Origin of the sequence: Bacteroides sp. AF39-16AC (genome assembly GCF_003602735.1) — a bacterium.
Lineage (GTDB): Bacteria > Bacteroidota > Bacteroidia > Bacteroidales > Bacteroidaceae > Bacteroides > Bacteroides uniformis.
The window spans coordinates 235,063-254,895 of the sequence record NZ_QTLN01000003.1 but is presented as its reverse complement, the minus strand read 5'-3'; the positions used below and the strand labels follow the sequence as shown (position 1 = coordinate 254,895).

Genomic DNA, 19,833 nt, shown 5'->3' with positions numbered 1-19,833 from the left:
TCAATGCAAAAAATACAGTTAGAGAAATCACTCAGTGAAGGATTTATTTTTTATGCAATTTCAACTCTGACGATTGCCATACAATTTCTGTTTTATCTGATTCACAGTCCCCGGCTCGCCATGATGGACGTGGGAGGCTGGATGTTTTATATAACGGCCGCTTGCTCACATGCCGCCTTGTGGGCACTTATTCCTTACATCATATCCTTAATCGTAGCCATTACCGTCCGGCGCCATCAAGCCGCCGCCATCACACACATTATTCTTGTATCATTACTCAATATACTTGCTTACATAGACGGCAGTGTGTACAGTCTTTACAAGTTCCATATCAATGGTTTTGTACTGAATCTCCTGGTTGGAGAGGGCAACAGTGAGATTTTCACATTCAGCTTCTGGCTTTATCTGAAGATTGCAGGAGTATTAGTGGGTATATTTGCCGCCAATACTTTGCTAAGAATACTTGCAGGCCATTGTTATACCCGCTTTCACCGCTGTGGCTTCCGTCCTGTACTTGCCACTCTGATTTTGTTTGCACTATTCTCTAACTTTTATCATGCCTATGCCGCTGTAGCGCAAAAGACTTCAGTGATTCGCAGCGCCCCCTGCCTGCCCTATTACTTCCCGCTTACGGCAACCCGCCTGATGATGAAGTTAGGAGTGGTCTCATCCAAGGATGTCATTAAAATGAACTTCAACAACAAAAAGCAGTCTGCTGACCTCAACTATCCGATAGATTCTTTGAAATACGAAGTCCATTCCAACCCCAAGAATGTAGTGCTGATAGCCATAGACTCATGGAACTACCGCGCCTTTAACCAGGACATTACACCTCATATCAGCCACTTTGCCGACAGTTCAGCAGATTCACCTCCCATCTAAGCAGCAGCAATGGCACACGTGGAAGTATCTTCGGGCTTTTCTTCAGTCTCTCATCCATCTACTGGACCGATTTTGAGGTGTCGGGCATACAGCCCCTGCTCATAGAAGAACTATTGAAGCAGAATTATCAGATAGGTATTTATCCCAGTGCTACAATCGTCAACCCGCCATTTGCCAAAATACTTTTCTCAAAGGTACCCGACTTGCGTACCCATACCGAAGGAAAAACCGTTTATGACCGCGACTGCCGTATTACAGCAGATTATCTGCAAGCACTCGATACGCTGGGCAGCGGTACAAAACCTTTCTTTTCCTTTCTCTTCTATGATTTGGCACACGGATATGAAGTGCCGAAGGACAAGCTTTATCGTTTCCAACCGTCCTGGGAGTTCGCCGACTATATGAAACTGAACAACGACATAGACCCTACTCCTTTCCTGAACCTCTACTACAACTGCGTGGCAGAAGCCGACTCACTGGTGGGATGCGTCCTCCACAAACTTGAGGAAAAGAAACTGCTAGACAATACCCTGGTCATCATTACCGGAGACCATGGACAAGAATTCAATGAGAATCATAAAAATTATTGGGGACACGGCAGTAATTATTCACCGGTACAAACACATATCCCTTTCCTATTATATGAACCGGGAGAACAGCCACATACCTACCATCACCGTACCACGCACTATGATTTTGCACCAACCCTAATGAATAAAGTGCTGGGTGTAACCAATCCGTCTTCCGATTACAGTATGGGGCATTTAATAACCGATACTTGTCCACGGAACTGGCATATCGTGGGCGACAATCTCAATCATGCCTTTATCGTAGAAAATCATACTATTCTGGAAAAACACCCTTCCGGACATATAGAAATCAGCGACAGTGCATTGAATCCCCTGGAAAACTACAAGATAGACAACCGTAAGCTGAACGAGGCCATCCTCTCCCTTAACCGATTCTATAAATAACTGGGAGAGAGGCCTTCCACCAACTCCTCTATCACCTTCGGATAGTATTCATACTCCAGCCGGTGGATGCGTTGCGCCAGCTCCTCCGGCGTATCGCCCGGCAATACGGGGCATTTCTGCTGGCAGATAATGCCGCCTTCGTCATAATGCTCATTCGTATAATGGATGGTAATACCGCTTTCCTTTTCGCCGGAAGCAATCACTGCCTCGTGCACACGGTCGCCGTACATTCCCTTTCCACCGAACTTGGGCAGCAACGAAGGATGTATATTTATCATTTTATTGGGATAAGCATGCAGAATATTGTCCGGCACACGTGCCAGGAATCCTGCCAATACCACAAAATCAATATCATGCTCTCGAAGCGTCGACAAAACAAGCTCTCCACTTTCCCAATCGCTCTTGGCGAACCAGGCACAAGGCACTCCCAGCCCCTTGGCACGCTCTAAAACGAACGCATTCTGCCGGTTAGTCAAAACCAGAGCCACACGTGCCGAACCTTTTTCCCGGAAATAACGGATGATATTCTCGGCATTCGTACCACTTCCCGACGCTAAAACTGCGATATTTTTTCCCATAATCCCTCCAATCACTGCACAAAACCGTGAAAAATGTGCAAAAAGGTGCATTTAATTCATCAAATATTTGCGAGGAATGATAAATATTCATTCCTTTGCACCGCAAATTTAAAGAAATAAAACTAATTATTAATTAAAAACTTAAAGTTATGTCTGAAATTGCATCAAGAGTGAAAGCGATTATCGTCGATAAATTAGGCGTAGAAGAATCAGAAGTTACTAACGAAGCTAGCTTCACTAACGACCTGGGAGCTGATTCTCTTGACACTGTAGAACTTATCATGGAATTCGAAAAGGAATTCGGTATCTCTATTCCCGATGACCAGGCTGAAAAGATTGGTACTGTAGGTGATGCTGTATCTTACATCGAAGAACACGCTAAGTAATCTTATCCATTCGTTTATAACATGGAATTAAAAAGAGTTGTAGTAACAGGTCTCGGCGCCATTACTCCCATTGGCAACAGTGTTCCCGAATTCTGGGAAAATCTTGTGAATGGGGTTAGTGGAGCAGGACCTATTACTCATTTCGATGCATCGCTTTTCAAGACTCAGTTTGCATGCGAAGTAAAAGGCTTCGATGCTACCAAATATATAGACCGCAAAGAGGCCCGCAAGATGGACTTGTACACACAATATGCCATTGCAGTAGCCAAAGAAGCGGTAGGTGACTCTGGGCTTGACGTCGAAAATGAGGATTTAAACAGAATCGGTGTCATCTTCGGCGCCGGTATCGGTGGCATCCGTACATTCGAAGAAGAGGCGGGCAACTATGCCCTGACCGGTAAGGAAAACGGCCCCAAATTCAATCCGTTCTTCATCCCCAAGATGATTTCGGACATTGCTGCCGGACAAATTTCCATCATGTATGGTTTCCATGGTCCCAACTACGCAACTTGTTCTGCATGTGCCACTTCCACAAATGCTATTGCCGATGCGTTTAACCTCATCCGTTTGGGTAAGGCAAATGTTATCGTGTCCGGTGGTTCGGAAGCTGCCATCGCCGCTTGCGGTGTAGGTGGTTTCAATGCCATGCATGCATTGTCAACCCGCAATGATTCTCCCGAAACTGCATCCCGTCCGTTCAGCGCAAGCCGTGACGGATTCATCATGGGTGAAGGTGGCGGTTGTCTCGTTCTCGAGGAACTGGAACACGCCAAGGCACGCGGTGCCAAAATCTATGCGGAAGTTGCCGGCGTAGGAATGTCTGCCGACGCTCATCACCTGACAGCCTCTCACCCCGAAGGTTTGGGAGCCAAGTTAGTGATGCTGAATGCGTTGGAAGATGCAGAAATGAAACCCGAAGAAGTAGATTATATCAATGTTCACGGTACATCTACTCCCGTAGGTGATATTTCGGAAGCAAAAGCAATCAAAGAGGTATTCGGACAGCATGCGTATGAGTTGAACATCAGTTCGACAAAATCCATGACCGGCCACTTGCTGGGCGCTGCCGGTGCGGTAGAATCCATTGCAAGCATCCTCGCCATCAAGAATGGCATTGTTCCTCCGACCATCAACCACGAAGAGGGTGATAACGACGAAAACATCGACTATGACCTGAACTTCACGTTCAACAAAGCACAAAAGCGCGAAGTGAACGTAGCTTTGTCCAATACTTTTGGATTCGGTGGTCATAATGCGTGTGTCATTTTCAAGAAATACGCAGAATAATAAGGTCGTGTTACGTAACCAAATAGATAAAATAAGGCTCTTGTTCCGCAAGGATAGAGAGTCTTATTTTTGTTTTTACAGAATTCTCGGCTTCTTTCCACGTGACATCAAGGTCTATCAGCAGGCTTTGCTGCATAAATCCATCTCCATGCGCTCCGAAAAAGGACGTCCCATCAACAACGAACGGCTGGAATTCTTGGGCGATGCTATCCTCGACGCCATTGTAGGAGATATTGTCTACCGCCATTTCGAAGGACGCCGCGAAGGTTTCCTTACCAATACCCGTTCCAAAATTGTACAGCGGGAAACACTCAACAAACTGGCCGTGGAAATCGGACTGGACAAACTGGTGAAATACTCCACCCGCTCCTCATCCCACAACAGCTACATGTACGGCAATGCATTCGAAGCCTTCATCGGCGCCATTTATCTGGACCAGGGCTACGACCGCTGCAAGCAGTTCATGGAAGAGAAGATTTTCAAAAACTATATCGACCTCGACAAGATGTCTCGCAAAGAGGTCAACTTCAAGTCAAAACTCATCGAATGGAGCCAGAAGAACAAAATGGAGGTGTCATTCGAGCTTATCGAGCAGTTTCTCGACGAAGAATACAATCCGATGTTCCACACCGAAGTCCGCATCGAAGGGATATCGGCAGGTACCGGCACCGGTTATTCCAAGAAGGAGTCGCAACAAAATGCGGCACAGATGGCATTGAAAAAAATTAAGGATGCCGCTTTCAAGGAGGAAGTCCAGGCAGCCAAGGAGCGAAACCATGCAACAGAAACCTCCACAGAAGAAAATCCCATGGCAGAAGCTGTTGAAGAATCCCCACAAGAAAAATTAGCCGAAACAGATTCCCATCCGACGTCCCTGGACAACTAAGTCATTGTCTTCCGTCACCAGCTTCAACTTGCCCGCAATCTCCTCCAGCGGTGCAGAAGCTATTTCATTCCCCTTCAAGGTAATCATCCGCCCGAACTGCCCGTTGGCAATCAGTTCCGTGGCATGTCCGCCCATACGTGTGGAAAGGTTACGGTCAAAAGGTGTGGGTGAGCCGCCCCGCTGAATATAACCCAACACAGTCTCACGGGTCTCGATACCCGTCTCATACTCTATCTCCTGAGCGATATACTCGGCGGCACGCTTCCGCCCGTCCGTCTGTATACCTTCGGCTACCACCACGATGGAGTAAGGCTTTCCTTTCTTCAGCCGATTCAGAATCGTTTCTCCGATACGGTGGATATTATAGGGAATCTCCGGAATCAGAATCACGTCACCACCGCCTGCCATACCGGAGTATAAGGCTATCCAACCTGCCTTGTGCCCCATCACCTCAATCACCATCACCCGCTTGTGCGAGCTGGCCGTGCTGTGCAGCCGGTCGATGGCATCCGTAGCAATACTGACGGCAGAATCGAATCCGAAGGAAAAATCGGTTCCCCAAATGTCATTGTCTATTGTTTTTGGCACGGATACGATGTTCAGCCCCATAGCGGAGAGTTTGGCGGCTGTCTTCTGCGTACCGTTTCCACCGATGCAGACCACACAATCAAGTCCCATCTCTTTGATATTCCGCACTATCAGTGCCGGTTTGTCCACGTCGGACATCACGCCGTTCTTCTTAAAGGGCTTCTCACGCGAAGTACCGAGCATCGTACCTCCCAAGTTCAGCAAACCAGATAAGGACTTTTCGGTAAACGACTCCACATCCTTGGTCAGCAGCCCCTGAAAACCGCTGTGAATGCCAATTACCTCCATTCCATAATGGTTGATAGCTGTTTTGCATACACCGCGAATGGTAGCGTTGATGCCGGGACAGTCGCCTCCTGAAGTCAAAATACCTATTCTCATGATATTTTTGTTTGAATTATTGTTCTATAGGTCCGTAAAGATAGAAAAAAAAGAGAAAAAAGATAGAGATGCCGATAAATAAGATTATTTTTGCGGTTTAAAATAAGATTTCACAAAGAACGATGAATATTACAAAGTTTCTGAATAAGGTATATTTTGCTCCCCGTCTGAAAGAAATCGAACAATACACCAGCCATGCCGGTGAATTGCAACAGCTTGTACTGCAGCGCCTCGTCCGGACAGCGGCAAACACGGAATGGGGAAAGAAGCATGACTATGCCTCTATCCGTACTTATGAAGATTTCAAGAAGCGCCTTCCCATACAAACTTACGAAGAAGTAAAGCCTTATGTAACCCGCCTGCGTGCCGGTGAGCAAAATCTGCTTTGGCCTTCGGAAATACGTTGGTTTGCCAAATCATCGGGTACCACCAACGACAAGAGTAAGTTCCTGCCCGTCAGCCGGGAGTCCTTGCACGACACGCATTACAAGGGAGGCCGGGATGCCGTTGCCATCTATCTGGGACAGAATCCCGAAAGTCGTTTCTTTTCCGGTAAAGGGCTTATCCTTGGAGGCAGCCACGCTCCCAACCTGAACACCAACCACAGTCTTGTAGGCGATCTCTCCGCCATCCTCATAGAAAATATCAACCCACTGGTAAACTTTGTCCGCGTACCCAGCAAGCAGACGGCCCTGATGGAGCACTTCGAGCCCAAAATGGAGGCCATCGCCCGCGAAACCATCCATGCAAATGTCAGCAACCTTTCCGGCGTACCGTCCTGGATGCTTGTACTCATCAAACATATATTGGAAAAGACGGGAAAGCAGAGCCTTGAGGAGATATGGCCCAACCTGGAGGTGTTCTTCCACGGCGGCGTTGCCTTCACTCCCTACCGAGAGCAATACAAAGACGTGATCCGCAGCAGCAAGATGCATTATGTAGAGACTTATAACGCCTCCGAAGGCTACTTCGGCACGCAGAACGACCCTGCCGACCCTGCCATGTTGTTGATGATTGACTACGGTATCTTCTACGAGTTCATCCCGCTTGAAGATGTAGGCAAGGAGAATCCGCGTACCTTCTGCCTCGAGGAGGTGGAGCTGAACAAAAACTACGCCATGGTAATCTCCACTTCTGCCGGTTTGTGGCGATATATGATTGGAGATACGGTGAAGTTCACATCGAAGAACCCCTATAAGTTCGTCATCACCGGACGTACCAAGCACTTTATCAACGCGTTCGGCGAAGAACTGATTGTGGATAACGCGGAAAGAGGACTTGCCAGGGCATGTGCCGAGACCGGTGCACAAGTAGTAGATTACTCTGCTGCTCCCGTGTTTATGGACAAGCATGCCAAATGCCGCCACCAGTGGCTGATAGAGTTTGCACAAATGCCGGACAGCCTGGAGAAGTTCGCCAAAGTATTGGACGATACCCTGAAAGAGGTGAACTCCGACTACGAGGCTAAAAGGCAGAATAATCTGGCGCTGCAACCGCTGGAAATCATCGTTGCCCGCCCCAACCTCTTCCACGACTGGCTGGATAGCAAGGGGAAACTCGGCGGACAGCATAAGGTGCCCCGGCTCAGCAACACGAGGGAGTATATAGAGGAAATGCTGGAACTGAACCGGTAAATTACTATATCATAAAAATCAAGCGCGGATTACGCAAATTACGCGGATAAATTAATAAATCCATGTAATCTGCGTAATCCGCGTTTTACAAATCAGTCAGTACGTTTTGACTTTACTTTTTCATTTCAACAATCAGCCTCAAGGATTAGAAATTATATGCCAGCCCAATTCCCAGCACTTCCTTAAACTGCACCTTGGCGCCCTTCTTCACTCCATTGTCATCAAACGTTTTCACATCATTGTCATACTTCAGAGTTGTATTGATGGTAGCCGACAATACTTTATTGATTTTCATGCTGATAAGCACATCCCAATTCACATCTATGTTTCCAAAATCTTTGCTGTAAGGAGTAAAGAAATCAGCCGTAGTAATCAGATTCACATTCTCCATCACGGGCAATTCAGCACGGGCTTTCACAAAAGCGCCACCCTCTATCTTGAAGTGGTCACCCGGGTCTACACCAAAAGCGCCCAAATCGGAAAGATAGTCATCAGTCACGAAAGTCATCTTGGTGGAAACGGGTGAAAGCAGTAGAGAATAGTTACTCTTAGGCCTCCATTCCATACCCAGGGCGATATTCGAATAGGCAGGAGCAAAGAAATTGGAAATCTGGTGCTCTTTGTCGGGATAGTCATATCCTTTGGCAAACTGGGTATTCAAATCACCCATCAGTGTATAGAACCAGACGTTGTCTGTAGAATATCCCAACTGAGTGGAAAGCCCTATTTTATCACTACTTTTCCTCATCCCCTGAGATTTGGTTTTCGACAAGCCATAGTCCAGCACCATGTTGGTGACCCAGAGCCAGTTTCCTTTCTTGTGTGTCAGTGATGCATTCAAGTAGGCATTTCCAGCAATGGAATTTTCACCTCCTGCCGACCAGTTGGCCATGGCAGTCTGTGACATATTAAGACCAGTCACTCCTTTCAATACCCAAGCTCCCTCCTGATAACCTTTATCATCCGTCTGAGCATAAGTTATGGTTGCTAAAGCAGCAAACAACATTACAATATATATCCTTTTCATATTACAGTTCGTTTTAAAAGTTTCTCATAAAAAGACGTCTCATAAAATTAACAACATTTACTATCTTTTGTTCGAGAAGCTATAAAACGAATGTAAGGTTCAGAGAATAATTCCACCGCCCAACAAGTATCCGTCCTTATCATAGAAAGCCGCTGCCTGCCCGGGTGCAATGGATTCCAGCGGCTCTATCAGACGGACACGTAACAGACCTTCCACCGTAAGAGTCACCCTGCACCGGTTTGCCTGCTTACGGTAGCGTATCTTCACAATAACCTCGTTTGCACCCAGCACACGACTATTCTCCACCAGGTTCCAGTCTCCCAGCCACATTTCCTGCCTGTAGAGGGAAGAGAGCGGAGCTAAAACGACTTCATTGCTTTCCACTCTTGTCTCTTTCACAAAAACAGCCTTGTTCAGATGGATACCCAAGCCCCTACGTTGCCCTACGGTATAAAACGGATAGCCCTCATGCCATCCTAAGAAATTCCCCTTTTCATCGACGAATCTACCTTTACCGGGTAATAGTGTTTCAGGAACCTCACGCTTTAAAAAGGAACGGTAATCCAAAGGGCAAAAGCACACACCTATACTGTCTTTCTTCGCAGCCACCTGCCCGAAACCACGCTCCGCCGCATACGAGCGCGCCTCATTTTTCGTAATATCTCCCATCGGAAGCAACATACGCTGCAGGATGTCCTGCTTCAATCCCCACAGAAAGAAAGTCTGGTCTTTGTCCTTATCTGCAGCAGGAGCTATATAATACTTTCCTCCGGACAAGACTTTACGCACATAATGTCCGGTAGAAATCCAATAAATCCCCTTTTCATCGGCTATTTTAGCCAACAGCGCCCACTTCAGCTCATTATTGCAGACCGTGCAAGGAACGGGAGTACGCCCCCTTAGATACTCTTCCACAAAATAGCAGATAATACGCGAACGGAAAAGCTCGCGTGCATCATAGGTAATGTGTTTCATCCCCAGCTTCAGGGCCAGAGCCCGTGCATCTTCCAAATACCCGGTCTCATCTCCTGCCTCATAGAAACGGAAAGTCACGCCAGTCACCTCATAACCGGCTTCCTGCAACCTCATGGCGGCCACGGAACTATCCGTGCCGCCACTCATGCCAAGCAATACACGTTTATCTGACTTCATGGATACAAAAGTAATAAACGAAGGTGAAATCCGTTGCATTTACTCTTATAAAACAGAATATCATTATAGATTTTCACAGATTTATTATACCTTTGTACTCCTAAAAGAACTAATAATCAACTGTTATGGAACATCAACTGACCATTTACAACACTTTAAATAGAAAAAAAGAGCTGTTCGTACCGCTGCATGCACCGCATGTAGGCATGTATGTCTGCGGACCGACCGTGTACGGTGACCCGCACTTGGGACATGCACGCCCTGCCATCACTTTCGACCTGCTGTTCCGCTACCTGACGCACATCGGCTACAAGGTGCGCTATGTCCGCAACATTACCGACGTGGGCCATCTGGAGCACGATGCCGACGAAGGTGAAGACAAGATTGCGAAAAAAGCCCGTCTGGAACAACTGGAACCAATGGAAGTGGCACAGTACTACATCAACCGCTATCATAAGGCGATGGATACATTGAATGTGCTGTCTCCCAGTATCGAGCCACATGCCAGCGGCCACATCATCGAACAGATAGAACTTGTAAAGGAGATATTGAAGAACGGATATGCCTACGAAAGTGAAGGTTCCGTTTATTTCGATGTAGAAAAATACAATAAGGACCATCACTACGGCAAGCTCTCCGGACGCAACCTGGATGATGTTCTCAACACCACCCGCGAACTGGACGGACAGAGCGAGAAGCACAACCCCGCAGACTTTGCCCTCTGGAAATGTGCGCAACCGGAACACATCATGCGTTGGCCTTCCCCGTGGAGCGACGGCTTCCCCGGCTGGCACGCCGAATGTACAGCCATGGGAAAGAAATACTTGGGCGAGCACTTCGACATTCATGGTGGCGGTATGGACCTTATCTTCCCGCATCACGAATGCGAGATTGCACAATCCGTAGCTTCCCAAGGAGAAGATATGGTACATTATTGGATGCACAACAACATGCTGACCGTGAACGGACAGAAAATGGGTAAGTCTTACGGTAACTTCATCACATTGGAAGAGCTCTTCAAAGGCACACACCCCATGCTGGAGCAAGCCTACAGCCCAATGACCATCCGCTTCTTCACCCTGCAAGCCCACTACCGCAGTACGGTAGACTTCAGCAACGAAGCTCTGCAAGCCGCCGAAAAGGGATTGGCAAGACTGATGGATGCTGTACATGGACTGGACAAGATTACCCCTGCTGCAACCTCCACCATAGACGTGAAATCCCTGCGTGCCAAGTGTTACGAAGCCATGAATGATGACTTGAACTCACCGATTGTCATCGCCCACCTCTTCGACGGCGCCAAGATGGTAAACAATATCCTAGCTGGAAACGATTCCATCACAGCCGAAGACCTGAAAGAATTGAAGGAAACCTTCCACCTCTTCTGCTTCGACATCTTAGGATTACAAGAAGACAACACCTCCAACGAAGAGCGTGAAGCTGCCTTCGGCAAGGTAGTGGACATGCTATTGGAAGAGCGTTCAAAGGCAAAAGCCAACAAAGATTGGGCTACATCCGACAAAATCCGTAATGAACTCACCGCACTCGGTTTCGAGATTAAGGACGGTAAGGACGGAAGCGAATGGAAGCTGAATAAATAACGAAGGTATCATAACTCACCACAGAATCATACAGATTGGGGTAAGTTTTAGACAGAAGAACAAAAGAACATATTTCTCTCTCTTGTTCTTCTGTTCTTTTAACTGAAAAATAAAATCTGTATAATCCTATGGTGATTGTGTATTTTGATACATCCCTGTTAGAATACGAATCCGAACCCGGCATACCACCCTACTTTCTTCGTCTGGTTGGACCAATTCAATTGTATCTCCACTGGTCCCAGAAAACTCTTGTACATATAGCCGATGCCTACCCCTGCCATATCAACCGATTCGGAAGAGTCAAGAATCTGATGAAACTTCCCGGAGTTTCGCCCATAACTGCCCATCACTGATATATACTGGTTTTTCAAGATACGCTGTCTGAGGTTCAGCCCTGCAACCAGCAATGCGGCTTGTGACAGTTCCGCACGGTTGATGCCCGTAAACGGTATCTGCTGTGGCATATAGCGCCCCGGTATGGTCCCCCCCACCATATTGATGATGGCAAAAGGATAATTATCGCTTCCGGACAATACGCGTCCATAAAACGAAGGAGTGACAGTGAGCTTACTCGACGGAGAGAAACATCCCTGCCAACGGGCATCGAAAACAGAAATAGGATTGTTGTCCTTATACTGGAAGAGGTTATCCGTATAGAGATGGTAGGATACCGCCCACGACATCCCTTTTGTAGGGGCGCTCCTCTCATTCAAGTTGTTGAACACAAGTCCGGCAAAGTAACTGAATAAGGACGAATTCTCAAACAGTGCCGAAGCCAACGGGTCGAGCGACAGCAAATCATGACAGTGGTAGTAATCAAAGTCAATGCCCAAACTGACCTGGATATTGTTCCAGTCCTTCGCCGCCCCCATACGGACCAGCTGATGTGTAAAAGTCAAATCCAGCGCCCGTTTGCCTTCATTATAAATATTCATATCTTTATAGTCGAACTGATAGGCAAGTCCTGCCTGCCATCCACCGTCCCATTGATAACCATATCCAAGTCGTGCCAGTGTACGCTTGCCCAGACGGGCGGTGAGGCTGACCAGCGACTCCCGCTGCCGGCCGAAATAGAAGTCCGTATTTGCCTGCAACGCCGCCAGTTCTTCCGTATCAAAACGAAAACCGACATTCAACTTGTTCTCCCGTACAGCAGGGACGGCTATTTGGGAATCAACGGGAATCTCCCTATCAACAGCCGCGCCAGGCAAGCGGAAAGGTCCCGGACGGCGAGGCTGATAATCTTCTGCAAGTCCCAGCTTCCGTTTCAGGGCAAGCAGTCCGTCCCAACTGTCCATGGCAGCACGCTCTCCCCGCACCATCAAAGTGTCGATGGCCTCTTTGGTGAAACTTGCAGCCGAATAGCCGGTGACATCCACCTTTATCAATACGTCGGTATTACGCAGATTCTCACGGTATTTCTTCTCTCCTTGCAGATTGATGATTTGCCCGAAGATGTCTTTCACCGATTTCAGCTCGGAAGCCTTAAGCAGCGGACTCTGCACATCCACCCCGATAATGTAGTCGGCCCCCATGGCAAGCGCCACATCTACCGGATAGTTATTCACCATTCCACCGTCCACCAACACCATTCCATCCAGGTCTACCGGAGCAAACACACCGGGAATGGACATGCTGGAACGCATGGCAGTAGCCAGTATTCCCTCATGGAACACTACTTCGCTGCCATTCACCAGATTTTCCGACACGCAGGCAAACGGAATAGGCAGACGGCTAAAATCCACAGAATCCTGGTAACCTTCTGTCAATGTGGAGAACAAACGTGCCAGGTTCTTCCCTTTTATGATACCCGCATCCGAAACAGCGGCAGATTTCAAAGAAAACGGAATGGAGAGTACATAGCGCTCCGACTTCAACCGGTCATCCAGCAACACATCCTTAGGATTGGGGGCATCCGAGAGCAAGAATTTCCAGTTCTGGGCATTCACCATACTGTCCAATTGCTGCGGGGTATATCCGATAGAATACAAACCGCCCACAATGGCCCCCATACTAGTGCCCACCACATAATCTATAGGGATACCCGCTTCTTCAATTACTTTCAGAGCACCGATATGCGCCGTCCCTTTGGCGCCACCCCCACTGAGTACGACAGCCACTTTCGGACGCCCGGACGCCCAAAGGACCATCGGCAAAAACAACAAACAAGCCCATAGTCTATACTTCATCTCCATCATTTACTTAATACGTATTGGTAATTTATTCCACTCTGAATCAAACAACCCGCTCCGACAAATAGTTCACTATCAGTCGAAGCGGGTCGCAAAAAACGTTCAAGCAATTTATGGAGGATTATCTATAACCCATTTCCAATCAATAAGGTATCATATCCTTCAAGATACCTTCCTTATACCAAGGATCATCAATCTCTTTCAACACTTTGCCCATCTCTGCGCAAAGGTCTTTTACGACTTCTTGGTTTTCTTCCAAAGAAAGGTTATTCATCTGATACGGATCCTTTTCATCGTCAAACAACAAACTTTTGACCAGCTTATGGTTTTCGCGGTCAATGTAGAGCGCCAGCGTGTAGCGCGCCGATTTAAAGCCGCGCGACGAAGGGAAGTAGGAACGGACCATGCCTTCCGCATCCTTCTCACCGTCCAGGTTCTGGATGTAGAGAGCGCCGGTAGGACGGACAATATCCGCCTTTTCATCGAAGAAAAGCGGTGCATAGTTGCGGCCCTGCACCTCGGTCGGGATGGAGTCGGCAAGACCGGCAAGACCCAACAAGGTAGGCATGATGTCCGGCGAGGAAAGCATCAAGTCGTCCACGCGGGGCTTAATCTTATCGGGAAAACGCACCAGGAAAGGAACGTTCATGGACTCGGAGTATGGGGAATTCTTCGGGTCTTCCGTATGCTGGCTGCACATGGTCTCTCCATGGTCGGAGGCAAACACGACAATGGTATTTTTGTCCAGTCCGAGTTCCTTCAAGGTATCGAGTATCTGACCGAAAGCACGGTCGACACCCGTCACAGAAGCAAAGTAGTAGCGTGCACTCTCTGCCTTGAGCATCTTGGAGTCGGCATTCGGACGGACGAGCAAGCTGTCCAGAGGCTGGTTTTTATAGAGATTGAAATCTTCCTCCATACAGTCGTCCAAAGAACGGTACGGACTATGGGGAGGATTCATACCTACCATAATGAAGAAAGGTTTCTTCGGGTCGCGTACATTCCCCTCGTTCTTCAGATAAGACACCACCTTGCCCGATTCGTGTAACGGTGACCACTCGCGCGGGTCGTGGCGACGGCCTTCCGTATCCCAGTAATGCGGATTCTTGTGTTCGTCAAAGGTACCGTAAGAATACCAGTAATTGAACCCATGACGACGTTCTTTCGGCGTATAGGCATCCCATGCAGGTACACGGTCTTCCACATACTGTCCGGGACGTTCGGGGTCATTGGGGGTAGGAAAGTCGGCATGCAGTTTGCCAAAGTAGGCGCAGTCATATCCGGCATTGCAGAAAACATCGCTCACACACACAGCATCCTCACGCAGGGAGCTGATGGGACGGCTCGAATTGCAATTCAATGGAATACCACTCTTATTAGGATACATTCCCGTCAACAGAGAACCACGGTGGGGACTGCTCAACGGGCAGTTGCTCATGGCAGATGTCAACACCACTGACTCCCGGGCAAAATCATTCAAGCGCGGGGTATGCACCGGGTCATTCCGAAAGTTCACTTTCTCGCGAAAACCTTCCTGGCCCCAGAACTCCATCGCCTGGTTACGGTATTGGTCGGGAAAAACGTAAATGACATTCGGCTGGACGGATTGTTCCGCCTGCGGGGCTTTACAGCCCTGCAAGGCGAACAAACCTAAACCACCTAACAAAATATTTAATTGAGTTTTCATTTTTCCAAGTCTCTTTTACGCATCAATCCTTCCAGGAAGTAATAGTCGGCATAGTTCAACGGTACATCAATCTCCGCACCGTGAGGAATACTGCCCACAGAGTGCATCAGGATGAAGTTGCCGTTGGTACCCACCTTGGCACGGTAGGAAGGAGAAGCGAGGCTTTCCATAATCCGGTCGGCGGTTTCCTTGTATCCCTTACCCGGCAGATAAGTACTCAGCTCGTAAAGGGCGGACGCCGTGCAGGCAGCTGCCGAAGCATCGCGAGGTTCATTCGGGATATTGGGGGCATCGAAATCCCAGTAGGGAACCAAGTCTTCCGGAAGATTCTTGTTGTTGAAGATAAAGTTGTAGACCTTTTCAGCCTGCTCCAGGTATTTGGCATCGTGTGTATAGCGATAGCACATGGTATAGCCGTACAAGGCCCACGCTTGTCCACGTGCCCAAGCAGACTCGTCGGCATAGCCTTGTGCAGTCTGTCTCTTACGGACTTCACCGGTTTCGGGGTCATAATCCACCACATGATAGCAGCTGTTGTCCTCACGGAAATGGTTAGCCATAGTCGTATCGGCATGCTTCCGGGCTATGTTATAGAAAGTGGAGTCGCCGGACAGCCTGGAAGCTTCGAACAGCAGTTCGAGGTTCATCATATTATCAATGATAACGGGACATTTCCAGCCACGTTCAGCCTGCCACCCCTTGTCTGCATCCCATGACTGAAGTACGCCTGCTGCAGGGCGGAAACGGGTAGACAATGATTTGGCTGTCTGTATGATGACCGGCTTGTACTCCTCCTTACCCGCAAAACGGTATCCGTTCAGGTAGCTGCTGCCAATCATAAAGCCCACATCATGGTGCCAGGTAAGGTATTGTACCGAATCCAAATCCTCGGTATACTTCTCTGCCAGCGGCAGCCACTTCTGGTCACCGGTCAACTCGTACATATGCCAGATATTACCGGGGAAGAAGCCGGAACACCAATCGTCGATAGGTACATAGACAATGTTCCCATCCTTATCAATGGTACGGGGATTAAGGATTTTACCGGATTTTTCGATAATGTCTGTCTGAATTGTCTCCTGAGCCACAGCATTATCAATGTTTTCTTGGATAAAGTTGCTTTCAGCCTGCTTTTGCCCTGCGCAACCTGCCAATACAAGGAGGGAGATTCCCAATGTAGTGAGGACTGTTTTCATAATAAGGGATTTATTTATTAAGAGTTTATGATTTTTCCTGCTGCAAAAGTAGAGCAAGTGTACAGATTTGACCCGCCTAAATAATTCAATTAATGGCTAAAATCGTTACTTTTGCGTCCGGAAGCACATATTTTCCACCCATTAATCATTAATCACTAAACATTAATCATTACTCCCCATGACCGCACAAGAGTTTTTTAAGAACGACCGCTTCGCCACGAATGCAGGTGTAGAACTGATAGAAATAAAGGAAGGATACAGCAAGGCACGCCTGGTTATCACGGCAGAGCATCTCAATGCAGGAGGCCGTACGCAAGGAGGGGCCATCTTCACCCTTGCCGACCTGGCACTGGCAGCAGCAGCCAACTCCCACGGAACATTGGCCTTCTCTCTTTCGTCCAATATCACCTTCCTGCGCAGCAGCGGACCGGGCGATGTACTGTATGCCGAAGCACGCGAACGCTACATCGGCCGCACCACCGGATATTACCAGATCGACGTCACCAACCAGGAGGGAAAACTGATTGCCACTTTCGAATCCAGTGTATTTAGAAAAGGGGATAACATCACTTTTTCCTTACCACAGACGTCATCGGATAGCGGTTGCCCCGGACACTCTTGAAGAATGCCTTGGCCGAACCGAAATTCAAATACATGTCCAAGCGAATGGGAAGGTGGTTCTTATCATCGGATACGAAGAAGGTGATGACCTCCTTCTCCTTACCTTTCTTGTACTCTACGAAAGAGAATACCAAGCAGCGGTAAACGGTGTCGTTATTCGCCTTGACCTCCTCCTTGCCGCGGTAAATCAACGTCTGCTCTTCCACCCTGCGTCCCGTGGCCATGGGAAAGAGTATCTTCTGCCCTACCTTGTAGTCTTTAGGGTCATAAGAGCGCGCCTGCGCCAAAATGCTCAACATATCGAAGATACAGCGACTATCACTGTATTCCATCTCCTGAGCCTCACGCACGGGATTGTGCCAGGTGCGTCTCTGCTTTACATTCGCCAGTCCGTCCGAGTAGGAGAACCAAGCCTCGTCCACCGTATGGCGGCTTCCCTCCTCCGCCGCTTTACGGAAGTAGAGCGGCTCCAACCTATCGCTGACATAACAAGTCAACGTATCACGCATCTTGAAGAAAAAATCGGTCTTTTTACTGCCTACACAAAGCAAGTTAAAGCGAAATGCAGGCTCGGAATGGTAAGTCGTGGCATTGGTAGTGAGGCTTGCCAGACCCACCTTCTTCCAAATGAACTTCCAATTGAAATATAAATCGTACATGACATGCTCGCCCGACTGGAAAGCTTCATTCTTTGCAGTACATTGGGCCTGAACAGACTGGGAGGTTCCCAAACAGACCGCTCCCACCATCAATAGAATGAACAATTGCTTCCGCCTAATAGCTATGGCCTCTACCACTGTTGCGGCTGCTATTGCCACTGCGGTTATTTTTGTTCCTGTTTTGCTTTTTCTTGTCTTCATCTGGTTTTTGTTTTTTTAGTTCGTCCGGCTTCTGCCTATCCAGGGACTTGGCCTTAATATCCCATTCCTGGGTCAAATCAAAGTTCGCTTTAAGCTCCAGAACCATCGGATAATAGTAAACCATTTCAGGCTGGCGCTTCTCGGCGTAGTTTCCCGTATCCCAGACGCCATTCCCATTCGTATCATTTATCAGCCGCGCTCCATATTTGCCCGGATTGAGGAAATAGAAATCGGCTTTCCCATCCACCACCGGCACCGTGCGCAGCACTTTGTCCTGACCGTCCAGTAGTTCCACAAAAGCCAGAGAGTCCGCTCCATGCACATTAAAGAATATCTGCCCGTACTCTTCCAGCTTCTTGGCCTTGAAGTCCTTCTTTATCTTGTCGGAGAACAACCCGTACAACCCGCGTATGGCAGCAGAATCCACTTCAAATGTATAGCTTTCGCCGGGTGCCCATTCGGCAAACAGATTATAACGCTTCAAGTCCAAAGAGTCGCGCATAAAGTCGAACGGGATATCCTGCCACAACGAGTCCACTTTCAGTTTCAGATGGAAAGCGGTGGTATCTATGCTTGCCACCGGCTCCGTAAACGACAGAGTAAGATAATCATATACATCGATTGCAGAAGGGGCATACACATCTACAGCCAGGAATTCCGTCGGCTCGGGCTCTTCCACCTCACCTTCCTTCAACTTCTTCTTTTTCTTCTCACGCTCTTTCTGTTCCTTTTCCTTCGCTTCCTGCTTCTGTTTCTGCTGCTTGTCGTATGTCAACTTCGCCAGCACATTCAAAGTATCGGTACGGGGTACCAATCGTTTCAGGCTATCCGTATACAAATAGGTGATACTCATTTTCAGGGAATCCTGCTTATAGAGCAGAGAATCCTTTATCCAATAATGAATCGTATCGTTCCGGCCGGTAGGCTGTTCTATAACAAACGCATCTTCCTCATTAAAGTTCAATCCTTTCAATAAAGGCAACGTGTCTGCCGGAGCAGTGAAATAGAGCGAAAACTTCTCCGGAGTCAACCGTTCGGCCTTCAAAAAACGTTGCGAGAAGGAAAGCTCCTTGAAAGCACGCAGCAGAACATCATCCGGAAGGTAGTGGGTATATTGACGTTCTACAATCGTATCTACTGTCAGCGAGTCTATCCAGGTCGTATCCTGGCGCATGCGCTCTTCCATGGAAGGAATGATGATAGAGTCATTAAAAGCTATCACTTCCGTCGGCTGGGAATAGGCAAAATTCTGGTCGGCATCCTGCAAGGCATAAATACGATACTTGCCGGGAGCCACTCCACGGATAGAGAAGCGTCCACGACTGTCCGTACGCCCCACCCGCTCAAAAGGAAGTTTGGTAAAAGCGGAGTCGGCCAGATTGGCATGCAGACCGACCAGCATTCCTTTCACCGGTTCAAGATTGGCCGCATTCAGTACTGTACCGGCCACAGCCATAGAGTCGAGACGGTCGCCCGTAGAGAAAGAATAGAAGAAATTCTCCAAGGGATTCCCCTCATTATTATCCTGGATGGCATCACCAAAATCGAATGTATAAGTAGTATTGGGTTTCAATGTATCCTGCAGAGTGATGACCACCTTCTTCCCATTAGACTTAATTTCGGGCTGCTGCACCTGCGGAGGGGATATTACAATCTTCTCATTCGGCTTGTCAAGCTTGATAAATTCATCGAACTCAATGGAAAGTTTATTTTTATTGTGATGGAGTGCGCCGGGCGTGGGAGTACCGGAAATAAAACGCGGAGGAGTCTCATCATAAGGTCCTCCTTCAATACGGCCCACACTGGCACAAGAATACAGTGCGGCAGCTATGGCAACACCCCCCAACAACCTGCGGAAAAGCGGCTTCATTTTAGTATGGCGTTTACGTTCTAACATGCTG

The 19,833-nt window shown here is 48.1% G+C and carries 17 protein-coding genes; 8 read left to right on the top strand and 9 right to left on the bottom strand.

Features of this window, described 5'->3' with window-relative positions; translation table 11 throughout:
- Positions 1-3 precede the first annotated feature (3 nt).
- Both DW039_RS21205 and DW039_RS21200 read left to right on the top strand, forming a co-directional pair.
- Positions 4-882: a DUF3413 domain-containing protein gene (locus tag DW039_RS21205; protein WP_243635012.1), complete on the top strand. Its 879-nt coding sequence runs from the start codon at positions 4-6 to the stop codon at positions 880-882.
- A gap of 26 nt (positions 883-908) precedes the next feature.
- Entirely contained in the window at positions 909-1,856 is a 948-nt protein-coding gene (locus DW039_RS21200; protein ID WP_371682745.1) for a sulfatase-like hydrolase/transferase, read from the top strand.
- Here the strand turns inward: DW039_RS21200 and purN are convergent.
- Positions 1,847-2,434, bottom strand: coding sequence for a phosphoribosylglycinamide formyltransferase (purN, locus tag DW039_RS04820; protein ID WP_034529165.1), 588 nt, complete (start codon positions 2,432-2,434; stop codon positions 1,847-1,849). The genes DW039_RS21200 and purN overlap by 10 nt on opposite strands.
- A 149-nt stretch (positions 2,435-2,583) precedes the next feature.
- On the opposite strand from purN, the gene DW039_RS04815 reads away from it, so the two are divergent.
- Genes DW039_RS04815 through rnc form a run of 3 tightly spaced genes read left to right on the top strand, consistent with a single transcriptional unit; the run spans position 2,584 to position 4,993 of the window.
- A complete protein-coding gene (locus DW039_RS04815; protein WP_004291965.1) occupies positions 2,584-2,820 on the top strand; it encodes an acyl carrier protein in 237 nt (78 codons plus the stop codon).
- Between the two features lie 21 nt (positions 2,821-2,841).
- Positions 2,842-4,107 (top strand): beta-ketoacyl-ACP synthase II, encoded by a 1,266-nt coding sequence (fabF, locus tag DW039_RS04810; RefSeq protein WP_005825984.1) that lies wholly within the window; start codon positions 2,842-2,844, stop codon positions 4,105-4,107.
- A 7-nt stretch (positions 4,108-4,114) separates the two neighbouring features.
- Positions 4,115-4,993, top strand: coding sequence for a ribonuclease III (rnc, locus tag DW039_RS04805; RefSeq protein WP_172679983.1), 879 nt, complete (start codon positions 4,115-4,117; stop codon positions 4,991-4,993).
- Here the strand turns inward: rnc and DW039_RS04800 are convergent.
- Positions 4,952-5,962, bottom strand: a complete 1,011-nt coding sequence (locus tag DW039_RS04800) for an ATP-dependent 6-phosphofructokinase (protein ID WP_035447667.1) — start codon at positions 5,960-5,962, stop codon at positions 4,952-4,954. The two genes, rnc and DW039_RS04800, sit on opposite strands and share 42 nt — an antisense overlap.
- 122 nt (positions 5,963-6,084) lie before the next feature.
- On the opposite strand from DW039_RS04800, the gene DW039_RS04795 reads away from it, so the two are divergent.
- Positions 6,085-7,596 carry a GH3 auxin-responsive promoter family protein gene (locus tag DW039_RS04795; protein WP_005833815.1) on the top strand — a complete coding sequence of 504 codons (1,512 nt, stop codon included), beginning with the start codon at positions 6,085-6,087 and terminating at the stop codon, positions 7,594-7,596.
- 145 nt (positions 7,597-7,741) lie between these two features.
- On the opposite strand, the gene DW039_RS04790 is transcribed toward DW039_RS04795, so the two are convergent.
- Complete coding sequence (locus DW039_RS04790) at positions 7,742-8,623, bottom strand: DUF3078 domain-containing protein (protein WP_005825995.1); 882 nt, start codon at positions 8,621-8,623, stop codon at positions 7,742-7,744.
- A gap of 99 nt (positions 8,624-8,722) precedes the next feature.
- The gene (gene mnmA, locus DW039_RS04785; RefSeq protein ID WP_117588605.1) at positions 8,723-9,775 is read right to left on the bottom strand and encodes a tRNA 2-thiouridine(34) synthase MnmA; all 1,053 of its coding nucleotides are present in this window, start codon (positions 9,773-9,775) and stop codon (positions 8,723-8,725) included.
- A 125-nt stretch (positions 9,776-9,900) separates the two neighbouring features.
- Here mnmA and cysS point away from each other — a divergent pair, with 125 nt between their 5' ends.
- Positions 9,901-11,376 carry a cysteine--tRNA ligase gene (gene cysS / locus DW039_RS04780; RefSeq protein ID WP_120381755.1) on the top strand — a complete coding sequence of 492 codons (1,476 nt, stop codon included), beginning with the start codon at positions 9,901-9,903 and terminating at the stop codon, positions 11,374-11,376.
- A gap of 158 nt (positions 11,377-11,534) precedes the next feature.
- Here the strand turns inward: cysS and DW039_RS04775 are convergent, their stop codons facing one another.
- The 3 genes from DW039_RS04775 to DW039_RS04765 form a co-directional block, all read right to left on the bottom strand.
- A complete protein-coding gene (locus DW039_RS04775) occupies positions 11,535-13,565 on the bottom strand; it encodes a patatin-like phospholipase family protein (protein ID WP_207810770.1) in 2,031 nt (676 codons plus the stop codon).
- Between the two features lie 145 nt (positions 13,566-13,710).
- Complete coding sequence (locus tag DW039_RS04770) at positions 13,711-15,255, bottom strand: sulfatase (protein WP_120381753.1); 1,545 nt, start codon at positions 15,253-15,255, stop codon at positions 13,711-13,713.
- Entirely contained in the window at positions 15,252-16,451 is a 1,200-nt protein-coding gene (locus DW039_RS04765) for a glycoside hydrolase family 88 protein (protein WP_035447660.1), read from the bottom strand. Before DW039_RS04765 ends, DW039_RS04770 begins: the two co-directional genes overlap by 4 nt.
- A 178-nt stretch (positions 16,452-16,629) precedes the next feature.
- Here DW039_RS04765 and DW039_RS04760 point away from each other — a divergent pair, with 178 nt between their 5' ends.
- Positions 16,630-17,073: a PaaI family thioesterase gene (locus DW039_RS04760; protein ID WP_005826009.1), complete on the top strand. Its 444-nt coding sequence runs from the start codon at positions 16,630-16,632 to the stop codon at positions 17,071-17,073.
- Here the strand turns inward: DW039_RS04760 and DW039_RS04755 are convergent.
- A complete protein-coding gene (locus tag DW039_RS04755) occupies positions 17,018-17,932 on the bottom strand; it encodes a DUF3108 domain-containing protein (protein ID WP_080545834.1) in 915 nt (304 codons plus the stop codon). The genes DW039_RS04760 and DW039_RS04755 overlap by 56 nt on opposite strands.
- Positions 17,847-19,829, bottom strand: coding sequence for an Ig-like domain-containing domain (locus tag DW039_RS04750; protein WP_005826015.1), 1,983 nt, complete (start codon positions 19,827-19,829; stop codon positions 17,847-17,849). The genes DW039_RS04755 and DW039_RS04750 overlap by 86 nt, the downstream gene beginning before the upstream one ends.
- Positions 19,830-19,833 lie beyond the last annotated feature (4 nt).

Bases quoted from the DNA above. Each gene is read 5' to 3' on its own strand.
- DW039_RS21205 (WP_243635012.1), top strand. From the start codon at position 4: ATGCAAAAAATACAGTTAGAGAAATCACTCAGTGAAGGATTTATTTTT.
- purN (WP_034529165.1), bottom strand. From the start codon at position 2,434: ATGGGAAAAAATATCGCAGTTTTAGCGTCGGGAAGTGGTACGAATGCC.
- DW039_RS04815 (WP_004291965.1), top strand. From the start codon at position 2,584: ATGTCTGAAATTGCATCAAGAGTGAAAGCGATTATCGTCGATAAATTA.
- fabF (WP_005825984.1), top strand. From the start codon at position 2,842: ATGGAATTAAAAAGAGTTGTAGTAACAGGTCTCGGCGCCATTACTCCC.
- DW039_RS04800 (WP_035447667.1), bottom strand. From the start codon at position 5,962: ATGAGAATAGGTATTTTGACTTCAGGAGGCGACTGTCCCGGCATCAAC.
- DW039_RS04795 (WP_005833815.1), top strand. From the start codon at position 6,085: ATGAATATTACAAAGTTTCTGAATAAGGTATATTTTGCTCCCCGTCTG.
- DW039_RS04790 (WP_005825995.1), bottom strand. From the start codon at position 8,623: ATGAAAAGGATATATATTGTAATGTTGTTTGCTGCTTTAGCAACCATA.
- mnmA (WP_117588605.1), bottom strand. From the start codon at position 9,775: ATGAAGTCAGATAAACGTGTATTGCTTGGCATGAGTGGCGGCACGGAT.
- cysS (WP_120381755.1), top strand. From the start codon at position 9,901: ATGGAACATCAACTGACCATTTACAACACTTTAAATAGAAAAAAAGAG.
- DW039_RS04775 (WP_207810770.1), bottom strand. From the start codon at position 13,565: ATGAAGTATAGACTATGGGCTTGTTTGTTGTTTTTGCCGATGGTCCTT.
- DW039_RS04770 (WP_120381753.1), bottom strand. From the start codon at position 15,255: ATGAAAACTCAATTAAATATTTTGTTAGGTGGTTTAGGTTTGTTCGCC.
- DW039_RS04765 (WP_035447660.1), bottom strand. From the start codon at position 16,451: ATGAAAACAGTCCTCACTACATTGGGAATCTCCCTCCTTGTATTGGCA.
- DW039_RS04760 (WP_005826009.1), top strand. From the start codon at position 16,630: ATGACCGCACAAGAGTTTTTTAAGAACGACCGCTTCGCCACGAATGCA.
- DW039_RS04755 (WP_080545834.1), bottom strand. From the start codon at position 17,932: ATGAAGACAAGAAAAAGCAAAACAGGAACAAAAATAACCGCAGTGGCA.
- DW039_RS04750 (WP_005826015.1), bottom strand. From the start codon at position 19,829: ATGTTAGAACGTAAACGCCATACTAAAATGAAGCCGCTTTTCCGCAGG.